Below are 17,248 nucleotides of genomic sequence, written 5' to 3'. Positions count from 1 at the left end.
TTATTTATTATGTTACAAAATTTTGTAAGAGTTCGTTTTGCTCCTAGTCCTACAGGACCACTTCATTTAGGTGGAATCAGAACTGCATTATATAATTATCTTTTTGCTAAAAAACATGGAGGAACATTTATTCTTAGAATAGAAGATACTGATCGAAAAAGATTTGTTTCTAATTCTGAATCGTATATTCTTGAAACTTTAAAATGGTGTCATATAGAACCTGATGAAGGAGTAGGTTATGGTGGCCCTTATTACCCTTATTATCAATCTGAAAGATTGAATATTTATCGTTATTATATAAATCAATTGTTAGAAAAAGGATATGCTTATTATGCTTTTGATACAGATATTGATCAAAAAAGGAAGGAATATAACGATCGTGGATTAACTTTTTCTTATAATTATAGAATTCGAATGGATATGGATAATTCTTTAACTATGACGAAAAAACAATTACATGCAAAATTACAATCTTGTTCTTCCTATGTGATTCGATTCAAAACACAACCTGGAGAAAAATTGAATATGTATGATCTCATACGTGGAAATATAATAGTAGATACAGATCATTTAGACGATAAGATTTTGTTAAAATCAGATGGAGTGGCTACTTATCATTTAGCTAATACAATAGACGATCATCTTATGAAAATCACTCATGTTTTAAGAGGAGAAGAATGGCTTTCATCTATGTCTTTGCATATATTATTGTATAGGTCTTTTGGGTGGATCCCACCTCATTTTGCACATTTACCTTTAATTTTAAGAAAGGATGGAAAGGGTAAAATAAGCAAAAGAAATGCAGATAGCTTAGATTATCCTATATTTCCTATTCAATGGAAAGTTCCAGAGACTCAAATCATCATTCCAGGATATAGGGAGTTAGGTTATTTTCCGGAATCATTCGTGAATATGTTAGCTTTATTAGGATGGAATCCTGGAATCAAAAGGGAAATTTTTTCTTTACAAGAATTAATAAATTTTTTTTCTCTGGAAAAAATAAATAAATCTGGTGTTTTTTTTGATCTAAAAAAAGCTAATTGGTTCAATAAAAAATATTTGAATAAAAATAAAAAAGAAATATTTTCATTTCTTTGCGAAAAACTTAAAAAAGTTTCGATCTTCTGTAAAAAAGATTATTTGTGGAAAATTATTCATATAACGATTGATAGAATATATTTCGTTCATGAAATATGGGAACATTCTTTTTATTTTTTTATTTCTCCTAATTCTTATGAATCTAATTTTTTCAATAAAATTTGTCATCAAAAATCTATCGATCAATTAGAAAATGCAAAAATATTGTTATCTCATACAAGTCAATTTACGTCTCTCAATTTGAGAAACTTGTTTCAAGAGGATCGAAAAAATAGACATAAAATCATGCAATTATTCCGCTTGGCTTTAGTCGGGGTTCTAAAAGGAATTGATATTTTCATGATTTTAGAAATGCTAGGAAAAGAAGAAAGCATACAACGCGTAGAAAAATTGATAAATAAAATCAAAGAAAAAATATAGAATGTTCTTTTGAAAAAAGAACATAAAAATATAGATTTACATTTTAGTAAAAAGTAAAAAAAATTCAATGCTTAAACATTATGAAAACATCATGATAATCACTCCTATATTATCTGATGATCAAGCAAAAGAAACAGCAAAAGAATATGAAAATTATCTAATCCAAAAAAAAGGAAAAATCCTTTATCAGGAACATTGGGGATTAAAAAAACTAGCTTATTCTATTCAAAAAAAACAAAGTGGTTGTTATCATTTATTTGAATTTTTGTTGATCCCCAATTTAATCTCTGATTTAGAATTAAAATTAAGACAAGATGAACGTATTTTACGTTTTTTAACTGTCAAATTAAATAAATATGGAGTAGAATATGGAGAAAGAAGAAGAAAAAAATTATTAAAAAAAGATGAAGAATTATGATATTAGAGGAAACACATCAAAATACAAAACAACAAGATAGTGATTTAAGATACTTATCTCCTATTAAAATAGAAACAAAAGTAGAAAAAAAATATTGTTATTTTAAACAAAGAAATATTAAATATATAGATTATAAGGATCCTACATTTTTAATTAAATTCCTGAATGCACAAGGGAAAATATTGCCACGTCGTATTACAGGGACATTACAAAAAAATCAAAACAAATTAAATGCGGCTATCAAGAGATGTAGGCAAATTGGACTTTTGCCTTTTGTTACAGATGATTTAAGATAAGATAAAAAAATGAAAATTCTTTTAAAAAAAGATGTAGAAAATTTGGGGTTTCAATATGATGAATTAGATGTTAAACCTGGTTATGCTAGAAATTATTTAATTCCTAAGGGGTATGCGGTTTTAGCATTACCTGGAATAATAAAAAATACTCGTGAAATATTGAAGCAACGCTCCAAAAAAGAAAATTTTCTAATTGAAAAGTCAAAACAAATAGAAAATAAGTTAAGAAAATTAACTATTAAAATCCCAGCTAAAGTGGGAAAAGGAGGAAAACTTTTCGGTTCTATTAATAATCAAGAACTCATGAAAATTTTGAATAAAGAAGGAATTTCAATAGATAAAAAATTTATTAGAATTCCTGGAAATAAAGTCATTAAAACAATAGGAAAACATCAGGCAAATATACGATTGCATCAACAACGCGAGTTTACGTTAAATTTTGAAGTATTAGCATCTTAACTAAAACTAAAGGAAAATATCATATAATAAAAATAAATTTAGGAATATCACTATGACAGTAATCAACCAAGCTGATATTTTTAAAATTGGTCCATTGACAAATGGGCCCATTTTTTTAGAATCTCCTGTGAAAGAAACTAATGGAACAATAGCGAAACTTAATTGTACTGATAAAATTATTTGACTAATTATTAATAATTCACCTGTTCCTTTTTCTCCATAAACAATAGAAGCGATCATAGCTGGAACAATAGCTATCAGTCTTGTGATTAATCTTCTGATCCAAGGTTTTAATCTGATATTCAGAAATCCTTCCATGACTATTTGTCCAGCTAAAGTTCCAGTTAGTGTGGAATTCTGTCCTGATGCCAGTAAAGCTAATGCAAAAAAAACTCCAGCAAGGCTAGATCCGAGTATAGGAGTTAAAAGTTTGTGTGCATGCATAATATCTGCAACTTCTGTATATCCATCTTTGTGAAAAGTGGCTGCAGATATAATTAGTATAGCCGCATTGATAAAAAAAGCTAGAGATAAAGATAAGGTACTATCTATGGTTGCATATTTTATAGCCATTTTTTTCCCTTCAATAGTACGTGGATAATCTCTAGTTTGTATGATACTTGAGTGTAGATAAAGATTGTGTGGCATTACGGTAGCTCCTAATATTCCGATAGATATATAAAAAGATTGTGAGTTTTTTATTATTTCTGGATTAGGAATAATGCCTTTTAATATGGAAAAAATTTCCGGTTTTGAGCTAATAATTTCAAAACTAAAACAAACTAAAATTGTAAATATTAAGGCTGCAACCACGCTTTCAATATATCTAAACCCTTTATATTGAAAAAACAAAATGATTAAAATATCGATAGCTGTAATCAATACTCCCCATGTTATGGGAATTCCAAAAAGTAGTTTTAAGGCTAACACAGAACCAATTATTTCTGCTAAATCACAAGCAGAAATGGCTATTTCACATAAAATCCATAATATAAAACTAATAAAGGGTGGATAATGATCCCTACAAGCTTGTGCCAAATCTCTCTCACAAACAATTCCTAATTTTAAAGCCAAATGTTGCAAAATAATGGCTAAAAAATTGGATATAAAAATAACTGATAAAAGCATATAACCAAATTTCGCCCCTCCAGCAATATCTGTTGCCCAATTTCCGGGGTCCATATACCCGACAGCGATCAATAGTCCTGGACCAGTAAAAGCAAAAAGTTTTCTCCACATTCCTTTTTTTTTAGGAACAGAAACGGAAGAAAAAACTTCAGAAAGGGAAGGGTGCTTGTTTTCATTCCTCCATCCTGTAGAAGATTTTTTTTTTGGCATAAAAATAAAATAGTAGAACACGAAAATATAAAGTTAACCGTTTTAATCTTTTTTTTGTTAATTCTGAAAGATCAAAGAATAAATTGCATTAAATCAAATAATTTATTATATTTGTTTCAAATTTTTCCGCTTGATTGATAATGAAACTTTCGGGTTTTCCAAGTAATTCAATCTTTCTTTAGTTTCATGAAAAAAATAGCTATACAAGGGGTTAAAGGGTGTTTTCATCATGCTGCCGTTTCCAGATATTTTGAAGGATCTAATTACAAGTTGATGGAATGTTCTTCTTTCAGGGAACTAGCTATTTCCGTTGCTAAATCCAATGTAGATATTGGAGTTATGGCTATAGAAAATACCATAGCGGGGACAATATTGACTAATTACAGTCTTTTGTCTGAATATAATTTGAAAATAGTAGGAGAGGTGTATATGCCCATACAACATCATTTAATGGCTTATCCAGGGCAAAATATAGAAGATATTAAAGAAATTTATTCTCATCCTATGGCTATTTTGCAATGTGAATTATTTATCGATGCACATCCTTATATCAAAATATCCGAATACTCAGATACAGCTGCTGCCGCTAAATATATTTCTATATGCAAAAAAAAAGGTTTAGCAGCCATAGCGTCTGAGAATGCAGCTAAAGAATATGGGTTAGAAATTATTTCCAGGAATATACAAACTATTACAAGTAATTTTACTAGATTTTTTATCATTAAAAATTGTTGTAAACAAGAAAATGATTCCTTTAATAAAGCTTCACTAATATTCAAAATATTGCATACTACTGGAAGTTTATCTCAGATTTTGAGTATGATATCCGGTATTGGAATCAATATGACTAAAATACAATCTATTCCTATAATACAAAGACCTTGGGAGTATTCCTTTTATGTGGATATTATATTCAATAATATAAAAGATTATGAAAAAATGAAAAAAAGCATCCTAAAAATTCCCTGTCTTCATAAATTGTCTATTATGGGAGAATATAAAAATGGTAGAATTAGATCCTAATGATTGTAGCATCAAAAAAAATGAATCAAGTATCGGAATACTTTTTTTCCGAAAAAATGAAGGAAATTAATCATTTTGAAAAAAATGGAATCAAAATCATTAATTTGGGAATTGGAAATCCTGATCTACTTCCTCCAAAAGGGGTTATAGATAAAATGAAAAAAGCGTCGGAACTCAAGCATTCGAATACTTATCAAAGTTATATTGGAATAGAAGAATTACGTAATTCCATTTCGAATTGGTATGAAAAAACATATCAAGTAAATGTAGATCCTAAAAATGAGATTTTGCCATTAATGGGTTCTAAGGAAGGAATTATGCATATAAGTATGTCTTATTTAGACAAAGGGGATCAGGTATTAATTCCAAATCCTGGATATCCTACTTATTCGTCTATATCAAGGCTTTTGGAAGCAGAAATTATTTATTATAATCTTTATGAGGATAGAAATTGGACTCCTGATATTAACTTGTTAGAAAATAACAATCACACTAAGGTAAAAATTATGTGGATAAATTATCCTCACATGCCTACGGGGGCAACAATTACTTTTGATAAGTTAGAAAAAATTGTTCTTTTTGCGAAAAGAAACCGCATTTTACTCGTTCATGATAACCCTTATAGCTTTATATTGAATTGTGAACGTCCTTTAAGTATCTTTAATGTCAAAGGAGCCAAAGATATATCCTTGGAATTAAATTCATTAAGTAAAAGTTACAATATGCCAGGATGGCGTGTTGGAATGATAATAGGAAAAAAAGAATTTATTAAGAATATACTAAAAGTAAAAAGTCAAATGGATTCTGGTATGTATTATCCCATTCAAATTGGGGCTATAGAAGCTATGAATCATGATTCAAAATGGTTTGAAAAACTTAATAAAGAATATCTTCAACGCAGAAGAATAATATGGGAAATATGTGATTATCTAAATTTAGAATATCAGAAAAAAAGTTCCGGAATATTTGTTTGGGCAAGAATAACCGGTCCAGAAAAAAATGATCGTATATGGTCTGACGAATTTCTTAGAAATCATCACATATTTATTACACCTGGTAGAGTGTTTGGAAATAATGGGAAAGGATATGTAAGGTTTTCTATGTGTTGTCCAGTAAAAATTTTGGAACAAGCAAAAAATAGAATTTTTTCATGAATATTGGAATTATAGGATTAGGGTTAATTGGTGGATCCATTGGTTTAGGATTACGAAAATCAAATTTTGGAGATAAATTTATAGGAACAGACTCGAATGAGGAAAATGCTTTACATGCTGTAAAACTTGGAATTGTAGACGAAATAATTCCTTTGCAGGATCTCATTATGCAATCTTCAGTAATTATTTTATCTATCCCAGTGGATGGAATAGAAAAAATTCTTCCAAGTATCCTTAATAAAATTAATGCAGATACAGTAATTTTAGATACTGGATCTACTAAATATGATATTTGTAATCGAGTTTTTTCTCATCCAAAAAGAAGTCGTTTTGTAGCTACGCATCCTATTGCAGGAATTGAAAATTCTGGACCAATTTCAGCTCATTATGATCTTTTTTATCAAAAAAATTGCATTATTTGTGACTCTGAACTGAGCGATCCAGATGCAATGTTTATTGCAAAAAAGATCTATTCTCTTATGAAAATGCGTATGATTTATATTACCTCTAAAGAACATGATTTATATATTGCTTATATATCTCATTTACCTCATGTAATATCCTTTTCTTTAGCTAGTACAGTTTTAAAAAAATTTAAGAATGAAGAAAAAATTTTTAATAATATGATGGGAAGTGGATTAGATTCAACCACTCGGTTAGCGAAAAGTAAGCCTGAAACGTGGTTACCTATTTTTATTTCTAATAGAGAGAATTTGATTAAAGCTATAGATTTTTACATTGATCATTTAGAAATATTTCGTAATTATTTAATAAATAAAAAATTTCATAAAATAGATCAATATATGAAAAAGGCGAATAATATAAAAGATAAAAAATATGTGTAAATTAAATGTGTTGTGATGGAAAAACTGAATAATAGTATAGACAGATCCTGGATTGATAAATTAAATAAACCTTTAATTATCTCTGGTCCTTGTAGTGCAGAAAGTGAACAACAAATATTAGAAACAGCCAATCGGTTAAATCCTTCCTATGTTCAAGTATTTCGGGCAGGAATATGGAAACCTAGGACAAAACCAAATAATTTTGAAGGTATTGGAAAAAAAGGACTTGAATGGCTTCGTAAAGTTAAAAAAAATACTGGATTCATGGTATCCACAGAAATAGCTAATGCAGAACACGTTAAACTAGCTATTTCTTTTGAAATAGATGTTCTTTGGATAGGTGCTAGAAGTACAGCTAGTCCTTTCACTATTCAAGAAATAGCGGAAGCTCTGGAAGGAGAAAATAATAAAATTATTTTGGTTAAAAATCCAATTCATCCTGATATAGAATTATGGATAGGAGCTTTGGAACGTTTGTTTAGTAAAGGAATTAGAAAATTGGGAGTGATACACCGTGGTTTCTATACCTACAAAAACTCTAAATATCGTAATCAACCTAATTGGAATTTTTTGTTAAATTTTAGGAGGATTCTTCCTAGAATACCCATTATATGTGATCCTTCACATATTTGCGGAAATAAAGAAGGAATTTTTGATATAGCAAAAAAAGCTTATCATTTTCAATATGAAGGATTAATGATAGAAAGTCATTGTGATCCTGATCATGCTTGGAGTGACGCTCAACAACAAATTACTCCTGAAAATCTTTTGAAAATATTAAAAAAATTAACAGATCTCAAAAAATGTGATCAAAAAAGTAAAAGAGATTTAGATTCTTTTAGAATTTTCATTGATGAACTAGATGAAAATATTATCGCGCTTTTAGCAGAAAGAATGAACATTTCAAAGAAATTAGGAGTTTTAAAAAAATCTTCAGATGTAGCTATATTTCAACCTGAAAGATGGAAAAAAATTATGGAAAAATCTATTCACTTAGGTAGAAGTTTAGGAATTTCTGAAGAATTCCTTGAAGGATTTTTTAAACTTTTGCACCAGGAATCTATTAAAATTCAAAATCAAATCAGGTAATTATTTATAGAACTTAAATAGCTCAGTCCTAAAAAAATGGCTTATTTATTTACCAGCGAATCTGTTTCAGAAGGTCACCCTGATAAAATTTCAGACCAAATATCGGACTCTATATTAGATCATTTTATAGCGTCTGACCCAGATGCAAAAGTAGCTATAGAAACTTTAGTGACCACTGGACAAATTATATTAGCTGGAGAAGTCAATTCTAAAAGTTGGGTTAATGTTCAAAAAATAGCTCGTGATATACTTAGAAAAATAGGATATACAAAAAATGAATATAGATTCAATGCAGATTCTTGTGGAATTATTTCTTCTATTCAAGAACAGTCTTTGGATCTATTAGAGGGGATTAATAGATCCAAAAAAGAAGATCAAGGATCTGGAGATCAAGGAATCGTGTTTGGTTACGCTGTTAAAGAGACTGAAAATTATATGCCTTTAACATTAGAGATCTCACATCATATATTAAGGGAACTTTCATCAATTCGAAATGAAGGAGAAAAAATGACTTACTTACGTCCAGATGCAAAATCTCAAGTTACTTTGGAATATTCGAATACAAATGCTCCGGTGCATATTCACTCTATAGTGATTTCAACTCAGCATGATGAATTTGATACTAAAAAAAGAATGCATAAACGTATTGTTCAGGATGTTATAAACATTCTGATTCCAAGAGTAAAGAATAATATACGATCAAAAAATGTAAAAAAATTATTTACAGATAAAACAAAATATTACATTAATTCTACAGGAAAATTTGTCATTGGAGGCCCTCATGGAGATACTGGACTGACTGGAAGAAAGATTATCGTGGATACTTATGGAGGAAGAGGATCTCATGGAGGAGGAGCTTTTTCTGGAAAGGATCCATCTAAAATGGATAGATCTGGCGCTTATGCGGCTAGACATATAGCGAAAAACCTTGTTGCAGCAGGAATTTCAGATGAATTACTGATACAAATTTCCTATGCAGCAGGAATTTCAGAACCGATTGGTATTTTTGTCAATACCTATGGCAAATCAAAGATAGATAATGAAAAGATTGCGTCGAATATAAATCAAATTTTTGATTTACGTCCTTATGCTATAGAAAAAAGATTAAAATTACGTCAACCAATGTATGAAGAAACATCTGTGTATGGACATATGGGAAAAACTCCAAGAAAAGTATATAAGTCTTTTTTGGATATAGAAGGAAATCCAAAAAAACAAGAAGTAGAACTTTTCACATGGGAAAAGTTGGATTATTTACCTGTCATAAAGGAAATTTTTAATATGAAATTCAAAAAATAGGTATTTTAGGTATTTTTAGTTAAAAATTTTAACTATGTCTTACAATCTATTGAAAGGAAAAAAAGGGATTATATTTGGTGCCTTCGATGAAAATTCTATTGCTTGGAAAGTTGCGGAACGTGCTTATGAAGAAAAAGCATCTTTTGTATTAACTAATACCCCTGCTTCTTTAAGAATTGGAAAAATTCATGAATTATCTCATAAAACAAAATCTATGGTTATTCCAGCAGACGCCACTTCCATATCAGATCTTAATATTTTGTTTGAAAAAACATTAGATCATTTTGGAGGAAAAATAGATTTTTTATTGCATTCTATAGCTATGTCTATAAATATACGAAAAGGATTGACTTATACCTCTCTGAATTATGAATTTTTAAGAAAAGGATGGGAAATATCTGCTGTCTCTTATCATAAAATTATGCAAACGGCTTGGAATAAAAAAGCGATGAATAGGTGGGGTTCTATTGTAGCTTTAACATATATTGCTTCTCAACGAAGTTTTCCACATTATGGTGATATGTCTGATTATAAGTCCTATTTAGAAAGTATTACACGTAATTTTGGTTATCATTGGGGAGTCAAAGAAAAGGTTAGGGTTAATACTGTATCACAATCTCCTAGTATAACAAGAGCAGCAAAATCCATTAAAGGTTTTAATAAATTTTTTCTATTTTCTGAGAAAATATCTCCATTAGGAAACGCTTCAGCACAAGATTGTGCTAACTATATAATTACACTTTTTTCAGATTTAACAAGAAAAGTAACGATGCAAAATTTGTATCATGATGGTGGTTTTTCGAATACTGGAATTAGTGAAACTATAATTTCATAAAAAAATATTTCTAGAAAACGCTTACGCTTCTAAATCCTATATAAATATGAAAAAAATTATAGCTCCATCCTTACTTTCAGCTAATTTAGCTTTTTTACATCGTGATATAGAAATGCTGAATGAAAGTGAATCAGATTGGTTCCATATTGATATTATGGATTCCTCTTTTGTTTCTAATATTTCTTTTGGCCCATTGTTTACTAAATATGTAAAAAAATACGCTAATAAACCTATAGATGTTCATTTAATGATATTACAACCAGATCTGTATATTGAACAATTTAAAGACTGTGGAGCCGATCATTTACACATTCATTATGAAGCTTGTATTCACTTAAATAAAACTATTTATTCTATTAAAGAATATGGAATGAAAGTAGGTGTAGCTGTGAATCCGCATACTCCAGTTTTTCTTTTACAAGATATTATTAAAGATATAGATTTTGTTTTATTGATGAGTGTTAATCCTGGTTCTAGCGGACAGAAGTTTATTAGACAAACATATCAAAAATTAGAAGATACTAAAGATTTAATCTTAAAAAAAGATTCTTCTGCTCTCATAGAAGTTGATGGAGGTATTAATTTAGAAAATGCTTCTTTATTATTCAATAATGGAGCAGATATATTAGTATCAGGAACTACTATTTTTTCTAATTCGAATCCAAAAAAAATTATTCATAGAATGAAATTTTGTAATAATGATTTGTCATGATTTCTAAAGAAACTATAAAAAAAATACTTTCTGTTTCTTGTATAGAAGAAGTGATTGGAGATTTTTTAGAGTTAAAAAAAAGTGGTCTAAACTATAGAGGACTTAGTCCTTTTTCTAATGAAAAAACACCTTCTTTTATAGTTTCTCCTACAAAAAAAATATGGAAAGATTTCAGTTCTGGAAAAGGTGGAAATATTATTACTTTTCTTATGGAACATGAACATTCTACTTATGTAGAATCATTACGTTATCTTGCTAAGAGATATGATATTAAAATTGATTATACAGAAAAATTTAGTAAAATAGACGATGAAGAACATGAAAAATTATACTTGATACAAGATTATGCAAAACGTTTTTTCATAAATCAATTGTTTTTTACTAAAGAGGGACAGAAAAATGGATTCAATTATTTAATTCAAAAAAGAGGATTTAATATGAAAATCATTCAGAAATTTGAATTAGGTTATTCCCCTCTTTCTGGGAATTTTTTTACAAACAAGGCCTTAGAAAAAGGATTTAAAATACGGGATCTAAAAAGATCTGGTTTTACTGTTTTCAGGAAATATTATAATAATTTTTTTGATTGCTTTCGTCAACGTGTGATGTTTCCAATCCATAATTTATCAGGAAGGGTCATAGGTTTTGGTGGGAGGAATATTGATTCTAGTTCTTCTTCTAAATATATCAATTCATCCGAAAGCGATGTCTTTCAAAAAAGTAAAATTTTATATGGGTTATTTCAAGCTAAAAAAAACATTATCAAAGAAGATCTTTGTTATTTAGTGGAAGGATATACAGATGTTATTTCTTTACATCAATCTGGAATCAAGAATGTGGTTTCTTCTTCTGGAATTTCACTGACAGTCGATCAAATACTATTGATCAAAAAATTTACAAAAAATGTTGTTCTTTTTTATGATGGAGATCGTTCTGGAATTCAAGCCTCTTTAAGAGGAATTAATATGATACTGGAACAAGGAATGAATTTACGTATATTATTTATTTCTAACGGAGAAGATCCAGATTCTATATCTAAAAAGTATTCTCTCTCTCAATTAAGATATTTTTTATCGAAAAGAAGTTATAATTTTGTTTCTTTTAAACAAAAAATATATGAAAAATATCATCAAGATGATCCTATTAAAAAATCTTTTTTGATTTTAAACATTTTGAATAGTATTTCAAAAATATCCAATGTTCTTCAAAAAGAATTATACTTGCAAGAAGCATCCAAAATGCTACAAATTCGTCAAGAAGTTTTAATTCATGAATTGGAAAGAATCAACAAAAAAAATAGACAAAGACTTCGACTTCCTACGCCTACGATTAAAGCGATTCATCACAAAAAAAAGAATCAAAACACTCTTCTTCTTCTTGAAGAAGAATTGATTCAATTTATTTTAAATCATGGAAATAAAATAATAAAAAAAGAAAAATGCAACACAACAGTTTTCGAAAAAATATTACATGCTTTCAAACATTGGAATTTACGTTTTTCTTTGAAAAAGAACCAAGAAATATTTGATAAAATTTGTTTACAAAAGGAAAAAAAAGGTCATTTGAATGGATTTTATGATAAAGAAAATCAAAATCATAAATTTTATTTATTATCCAAATGGGATAAAAAAGGAATACAAGTTTCTTCTCACGAAGATCACATAGATAAATATATAATGGATCTTTTATTAAGATATAGATCTTTATATCTTTCAAAATTAATTAAAAAAGAAATCATTCATCATCATTTAACAAAAAATGATGATAAAAAATCTTTTCTCAAAAAGATCATGTATTTAACAAATATCAAAAATGAAATTCATAAGGAGTTACATAGATATGTGTGATTTTTTTCTATAATAATTTTTTTGGTAAATTCGTGCATATAAACTTGCGAAAAATGAAGACATTAATTTCAAGAAAAGCGCCTAATTTTACGGCTAGTGCGGTATTAAATGGAAAAGATATTGTACAAAATTTCACTTTAGAACAATTTTATGGAAGAAAGTATGTTTTGCTTTTCTTCTATCCTAAAGATTTTACTTTTGTATGCCCCACAGAAATTTATGCATTTCAAGAAAAAATAAAGGATTTTGAGAATAGAAATGTACAAATTATTGCTGTATCTACGGACACAGAACAATCTCATTGGGCTTGGTTGCAGATGCCAAAAGAAAAAGGTGGAATAGATGGGGTGACCTACCCTATTGTTTCTGATATTAATAAAACCATATCTCATAACTATGGAGTTTTGTCTGGAGATTGGATTTGCAATCATGATAAAGGATTTAAAGAAGCAACGGGTGAACTTATTGCTTACAGAGGATTATTTTTAATAGATAAAGAAGGGATTATCCGACATTTTTTAATTAATGATTTTCCTTTAGGGAGAAATGTGCATGAAGCTATTCGCATGATAGATGCTCTTCAATATTATGAAAAAAATGGAGAAGTTTGCCCAGCAAATTGGACAAAAGGAAAAAGAGCGATGAAAGCTAGTCATAGTGGAATTATAGATTATTTTTCATCTTAGAAAAGTGGATCAGATAAAGATCATCTGATCCTTTTCTCTTCATTACATTAAATAAATGGGGAAAAAAAAAGTAGCATTTTATACTATGGGGTGTAAACTCAATTACGCAGAAACCTCTACTATAGCAAGACAATTTTCGAATTTATATTATCAACATGTTCCTTTCAAGAGTTATGCAGATATTTATGTAATCAATAGTTGTTCTGTAACAGAAAACGCAGAAGTTGAATTTAGGCACATTGTACGTTCTGCTATGAATCATAATTCACAAGCTTTTATTATAGCAATAGGATGTTATGCTCAACTGAATTCTAAAAAAGTTTCTTCTATTGTTGGAGTTGATCTAGTTTTAGGTTCTGAAGAAAAATTCAAAATCATAGATTATCTTGATCGAGAATTATTGAAAAAATGTCATCCAAAAATCATTTCAAATACAAAAACAAAAAATTCTTATTTTCCATCATTTTCTGTTGGAGATAGAACTCGCTCTTTTTTAAAAATACAGGATGGATGTGATTATAAATGTAGCTATTGCATTATTCCCATATCAAGAGGATCCTCTCGTTCTGATAGTATGGAAAATATATTGAAAAATATTAGGTTTCTTTTTCAAAAAGGAGTGAAAGAAATCGTTTTAACAGGTATCAATATTGGAGATTATGGAAAAAAAATATATGGAGAAAATCGTCGTTTGTATACATTTTTTGATTTAATACAAGCTATAGATCAAATACAGGAAGAAGGAAGAATACGTTTATCTTCTATAGAACCTAATTTATTGAAAAATAAATGTATTGAATTTTTGTCTAAAAGCAAACATTTTGTTCCTCATTTTCATATTCCTTTACAATCTGGAAGCAACGATATATTGAAAAAAATGCAGAGACGTTATAGACGAGAACTTTATCAAGAAAAAGTAAAAAAAATACGATGGTTCATCCCAGATGCTTATATAGGTTCAGATGTTATTGTTGGGTTTCCTGGAGAAACACATAAACATTTTTTGGAAACTTATCATTTTTTGAAAAAATTAGAAATTTCATCTCTGCACATATTTACTTATTCTCCTCGACCAAATACAAAATCGATCACTATACAGGGACATGTCTCGAAAAAAATACAATGGAAGCGTAATCAAATCTTGAGAAATCTTTCAAAAAAAAAATATCGTTTTTTTTGCGAAAGACAAATTCATACGAAGAAAACCGTTTTATTTGAAAAAAATTCTACAAATAAAGAATATTTATATGGGTATACAGAAAATTATATTAGAGCTAAGATTCCATTGAATTCATCCAATTTATTATATAAAAACACATTACAAGATGTATTCATCACAAAAATAGACAAAGATGGAATTATGATAGCCAACCCCATAAATAAAATTAGAAATTTCTGAATTATTGATCCAATTTTTTTGACATAGGTGTGAATTCCACATCAAAAATCTCTTGAAAAGATTTTTTGACCATACGTTTTACCTCTTGAAAAGAGATATTATTCTTTTTTAATTCTTTTTTCAAAGAAGTTACTTCTTGATCTGAAATTCCACAAGGAATAATATAATCAAAATACCGTAAATCTGTATTGACATTTAAAGAAAATCCGTGCATGGTTACCCAACGACTCATCCTAATTCCTATTGCACATATTTTTCTTGATTTTTCGTTTTTTACATGATTATGAAACCATACTCCTGTTTTTCCTTTTTTTCGTTCTCCCTTGATCCCATAATTTTTCCATAAAAAATGGATAATGACTTCTTCTAAAAGACGAAGGTATTTATGAATATCCGTAAAAAAATAATCCATATTTAGAATGGGATATCCTATCAATTGTCCAGGACCATGGTAAGTGATATCACCTCCTCTGTCTGTTTGATAAAAAGTTGCATCTATTTTTTCTAAAAAATCTGATGAAACTAACAAATGGTTATCTTTTTTTCCATTTTTCCCTATAGTATATACATGGTGGTGTTCTACAAATAGAAAATATCCGGCTTCTTGAGAAGAAATGTTATTTACTTTTTTTTGAATAATCTCATCAAATAATTTTTTCTGGTATCTCCAAGTTTCTTCATATTCTTTTTTTCCTAAGTCTTCGAAAAAAAGGATTTTTTTTTTCATAGTTTTTTAAAATTTATATAATATTATAAACAATATTATAAACAAATGTACCTTCGTTTTGTTCATTTTTAGTCCGGTCCATACACAAATCAATCTATGTCTTATTTATCAGAACAAGAAATCATACGCAGAAAAAAACTAGATCAACTAAAGTTACTAGGAATAAATCCTTATCCATCAGAAGAATACAATGTAACCTCTACAATTTGTAATATACTAAAAAATTTTACAGAAAAAGAAACTATTAGCATAGCCGGACGTTTAATGCGTTTGCGTATTTTAGGAAAAGCTTCTTTTGGAGAAATCAAAGATCATACAGGGTGCATACAGATATACTTTTCTAAAAATCATTTAGACTCGGAGGAAATGGGGAAAGAGGATACTTACAATATTTTTTTAAAAAAACTTATAGATATAGGAGATATTATTGGAGTGACAGGTTTTTTATTTAAAACGAAAATGAATGAAATCACTATATATGCTCATAAATTAACTTTGTTATCCAAATCTATACGACCATTACCACAAGTAAAAGTGGATAAAAAAAATAAAAAAACATATGATGCTTTTTCCAATACAGAACAACGTTATCGTATGCGTTATGTAGATCTTATAGTCAATGATCATGTCAAAGAAATTTTCTTAAAACGTACTCGTATCATACAGGAAATAAGAAATTTTTTGGATGATAAAGGGTATATCGAAGTAGATACTCCTATTCTACAATCTATTCCTGGAGGAGCTATAGCTCGTCCTTTTGAAACTTATCACAATACATTAGGAATTCCATTGTATTTACGTATAGCTAATGAACTTTATTTGAAAAGACTTATAATTGGGGGATTTCACGGCGTCTATGAATTTTCTAGAAATTTCAGAAATGAGGGGATGGATCGAATTCATAATCCAGAATTTACTGTACTAGAACTTTATATAGCTTATAAAGACTATTATTGGATGATGAATTTTACAGAAAAACTGATGAAGTGTATCTGGAATAAATTTCAAGAAAAAGAAAATAATCATATTAATTTTAAAACTCCTTTTTCCCGTATTTCTATATTGGATTCTATTAAAAAATACACAGGATTTGATCTAGAAAAAATGGAAAAGGAGGACTTAAGAAAAGTATGTCAAAAATTGCATATAGAAGAAAATGTTAAAATGAGTAAAGCGAAACTGATTGAGAACATTTTTGAAGAAAAATGCGAAAAAAATTACATTAATCCTACTTTCATTATTGATTATCCAGTAGAAATGAGTCCTCTGACTAAAAGACATCGTCATAAAAAAAATTTATCAGAACGTTTTGAACTTATTATCAATGGTCAAGAAATTGCCAATGCTTATTCAGAACTTAATGATCCTATAGATCAACTTAATCGTTTACGAGAACAAATGAAGTTCTCCGAAAAAAATACAAAAGATGAATCAATGTCAGTTGATCAAGATTTTATACGTGCTTTAGAATTTGGAATGCCTCCTACTGCAGGAATTGGAATAGGAATAGATCGTTTAGTGATGTTACTTACTCAAAAAAACTCTATTCAAGAAGTTTTACTTTTTCCACAAATGCGTCCAGAAAAAGGAGGAAAAAAATAAG

17 protein-coding genes are annotated in these 17,248 nt (G+C 28.6%); 15 read left to right on the top strand and 2 right to left on the bottom strand.

Annotation, left to right across the window (positions count from 1 at the left end; all coding sequences use genetic code 11):
- Positions 1–9: 9 nt before the first annotated feature.
- The 4 genes from gltX (at position 10) to rplI (ending at position 2,691) form a co-directional block, all read left to right on the top strand.
- Positions 10–1,518, top strand: a complete 1,509-nt coding sequence (gene gltX / locus H0H47_RS01535; protein ID WP_185866276.1) for a glutamate--tRNA ligase — start codon at positions 10–12, stop codon at positions 1,516–1,518.
- 67 nt (positions 1,519–1,585) lie between these two features.
- Entirely contained in the window at positions 1,586–1,936 is a 351-nt protein-coding gene (gene rpsF, locus H0H47_RS01530) for a 30S ribosomal protein S6 (protein WP_185866275.1), read from the top strand.
- A complete protein-coding gene (gene rpsR, locus H0H47_RS01525; RefSeq protein ID WP_185866274.1) occupies positions 1,933–2,232 on the top strand; it encodes a 30S ribosomal protein S18 in 300 nt (99 codons plus the stop codon). The genes rpsF and rpsR overlap by 4 nt, the downstream gene beginning before the upstream one ends.
- Before the next feature lie 9 nt (positions 2,233–2,241).
- Positions 2,242–2,691 carry a 50S ribosomal protein L9 gene (gene rplI / locus H0H47_RS01520; RefSeq protein ID WP_185866273.1) on the top strand — a complete coding sequence of 150 codons (450 nt, stop codon included), beginning with the start codon at positions 2,242–2,244 and terminating at the stop codon, positions 2,689–2,691.
- A gap of 6 nt (positions 2,692–2,697) precedes the next feature.
- On the opposite strand, the gene H0H47_RS01515 is transcribed toward rplI, so the two are convergent.
- A complete protein-coding gene (locus H0H47_RS01515; protein ID WP_185866272.1) occupies positions 2,698–4,029 on the bottom strand; it encodes an Nramp family divalent metal transporter in 1,332 nt (443 codons plus the stop codon).
- A gap of 186 nt (positions 4,030–4,215) precedes the next feature.
- Here H0H47_RS01515 and H0H47_RS01510 point away from each other — a divergent pair, with 186 nt between their 5' ends.
- Genes H0H47_RS01510 through mtaB form a run of 10 tightly spaced genes read left to right on the top strand, consistent with a single transcriptional unit; the run spans position 4,216 to position 14,918 of the window.
- Positions 4,216–5,052 (top strand): prephenate dehydratase, encoded by an 837-nt coding sequence (locus H0H47_RS01510; RefSeq protein ID WP_185866271.1) that lies wholly within the window; start codon positions 4,216–4,218, stop codon positions 5,050–5,052.
- Positions 5,052–6,206 (top strand): pyridoxal phosphate-dependent aminotransferase, encoded by a 1,155-nt coding sequence (locus H0H47_RS01505; protein WP_185866270.1) that lies wholly within the window; start codon positions 5,052–5,054, stop codon positions 6,204–6,206. The genes H0H47_RS01510 and H0H47_RS01505 overlap by 1 nt, the downstream gene beginning before the upstream one ends.
- Positions 6,203–7,051, top strand: a complete 849-nt coding sequence (locus tag H0H47_RS01500; RefSeq protein WP_185866269.1) for a prephenate dehydrogenase — start codon at positions 6,203–6,205, stop codon at positions 7,049–7,051. The genes H0H47_RS01505 and H0H47_RS01500 overlap by 4 nt, the downstream gene beginning before the upstream one ends.
- A 15-nt stretch (positions 7,052–7,066) precedes the next feature.
- Positions 7,067–8,140: a bifunctional 3-deoxy-7-phosphoheptulonate synthase/chorismate mutase type II gene (locus H0H47_RS01495; protein WP_185866268.1), complete on the top strand. Its 1,074-nt coding sequence runs from the start codon at positions 7,067–7,069 to the stop codon at positions 8,138–8,140.
- A gap of 36 nt (positions 8,141–8,176) precedes the next feature.
- Positions 8,177–9,439 carry a methionine adenosyltransferase gene (metK, locus tag H0H47_RS01490; RefSeq protein ID WP_185866267.1) on the top strand — a complete coding sequence of 421 codons (1,263 nt, stop codon included), beginning with the start codon at positions 8,177–8,179 and terminating at the stop codon, positions 9,437–9,439.
- Positions 9,440–9,473: 34 nt separating this feature from the next.
- Positions 9,474–10,274, top strand: coding sequence for an enoyl-ACP reductase FabI (locus tag H0H47_RS01485; RefSeq protein ID WP_185866266.1), 801 nt, complete (start codon positions 9,474–9,476; stop codon positions 10,272–10,274).
- A gap of 46 nt (positions 10,275–10,320) precedes the next feature.
- Complete coding sequence (gene rpe, locus H0H47_RS01480; RefSeq protein WP_185866265.1) at positions 10,321–10,986, top strand: ribulose-phosphate 3-epimerase; 666 nt, start codon at positions 10,321–10,323, stop codon at positions 10,984–10,986.
- Positions 10,983–12,833 carry a DNA primase gene (dnaG, locus tag H0H47_RS01475; protein WP_185866264.1) on the top strand — a complete coding sequence of 617 codons (1,851 nt, stop codon included), beginning with the start codon at positions 10,983–10,985 and terminating at the stop codon, positions 12,831–12,833. Before rpe ends, dnaG begins: the two co-directional genes overlap by 4 nt.
- A gap of 53 nt (positions 12,834–12,886) precedes the next feature.
- A complete protein-coding gene (locus H0H47_RS01470) occupies positions 12,887–13,519 on the top strand; it encodes a peroxiredoxin (RefSeq protein ID WP_185866263.1) in 633 nt (210 codons plus the stop codon).
- Between the two features lie 55 nt (positions 13,520–13,574).
- Entirely contained in the window at positions 13,575–14,918 is a 1,344-nt protein-coding gene (mtaB, locus tag H0H47_RS01465; RefSeq protein WP_185866262.1) for a tRNA (N(6)-L-threonylcarbamoyladenosine(37)-C(2))-methylthiotransferase MtaB, read from the top strand.
- Between the two features lies 1 nt (position 14,919).
- Here mtaB and lipB read toward each other — a convergent pair whose 3' ends face one another.
- Positions 14,920–15,645 carry a lipoyl(octanoyl) transferase LipB gene (gene lipB, locus H0H47_RS01460; RefSeq protein ID WP_185866261.1) on the bottom strand — a complete coding sequence of 242 codons (726 nt, stop codon included), beginning with the start codon at positions 15,643–15,645 and terminating at the stop codon, positions 14,920–14,922.
- 96 nt (positions 15,646–15,741) lie between these two features.
- Between lipB and lysS the strand changes: the two genes are divergently transcribed.
- On the top strand, positions 15,742–17,247 hold the full coding sequence (lysS, locus tag H0H47_RS01455; protein WP_185866260.1) for a lysine--tRNA ligase: 1,506 nt from the start codon (positions 15,742–15,744) through the stop codon (positions 17,245–17,247).
- Position 17,248 lies beyond the last annotated feature (1 nt).

It is taken from the genome of Blattabacterium cuenoti (genome assembly GCF_014252075.1).
GTDB classification, from domain to species: domain Bacteria; phylum Bacteroidota; class Bacteroidia; order Flavobacteriales; family Blattabacteriaceae; genus Blattabacterium; species Blattabacterium cuenoti_AC.
This window is presented reverse-complemented; position numbering and strand designations above follow the sequence as displayed.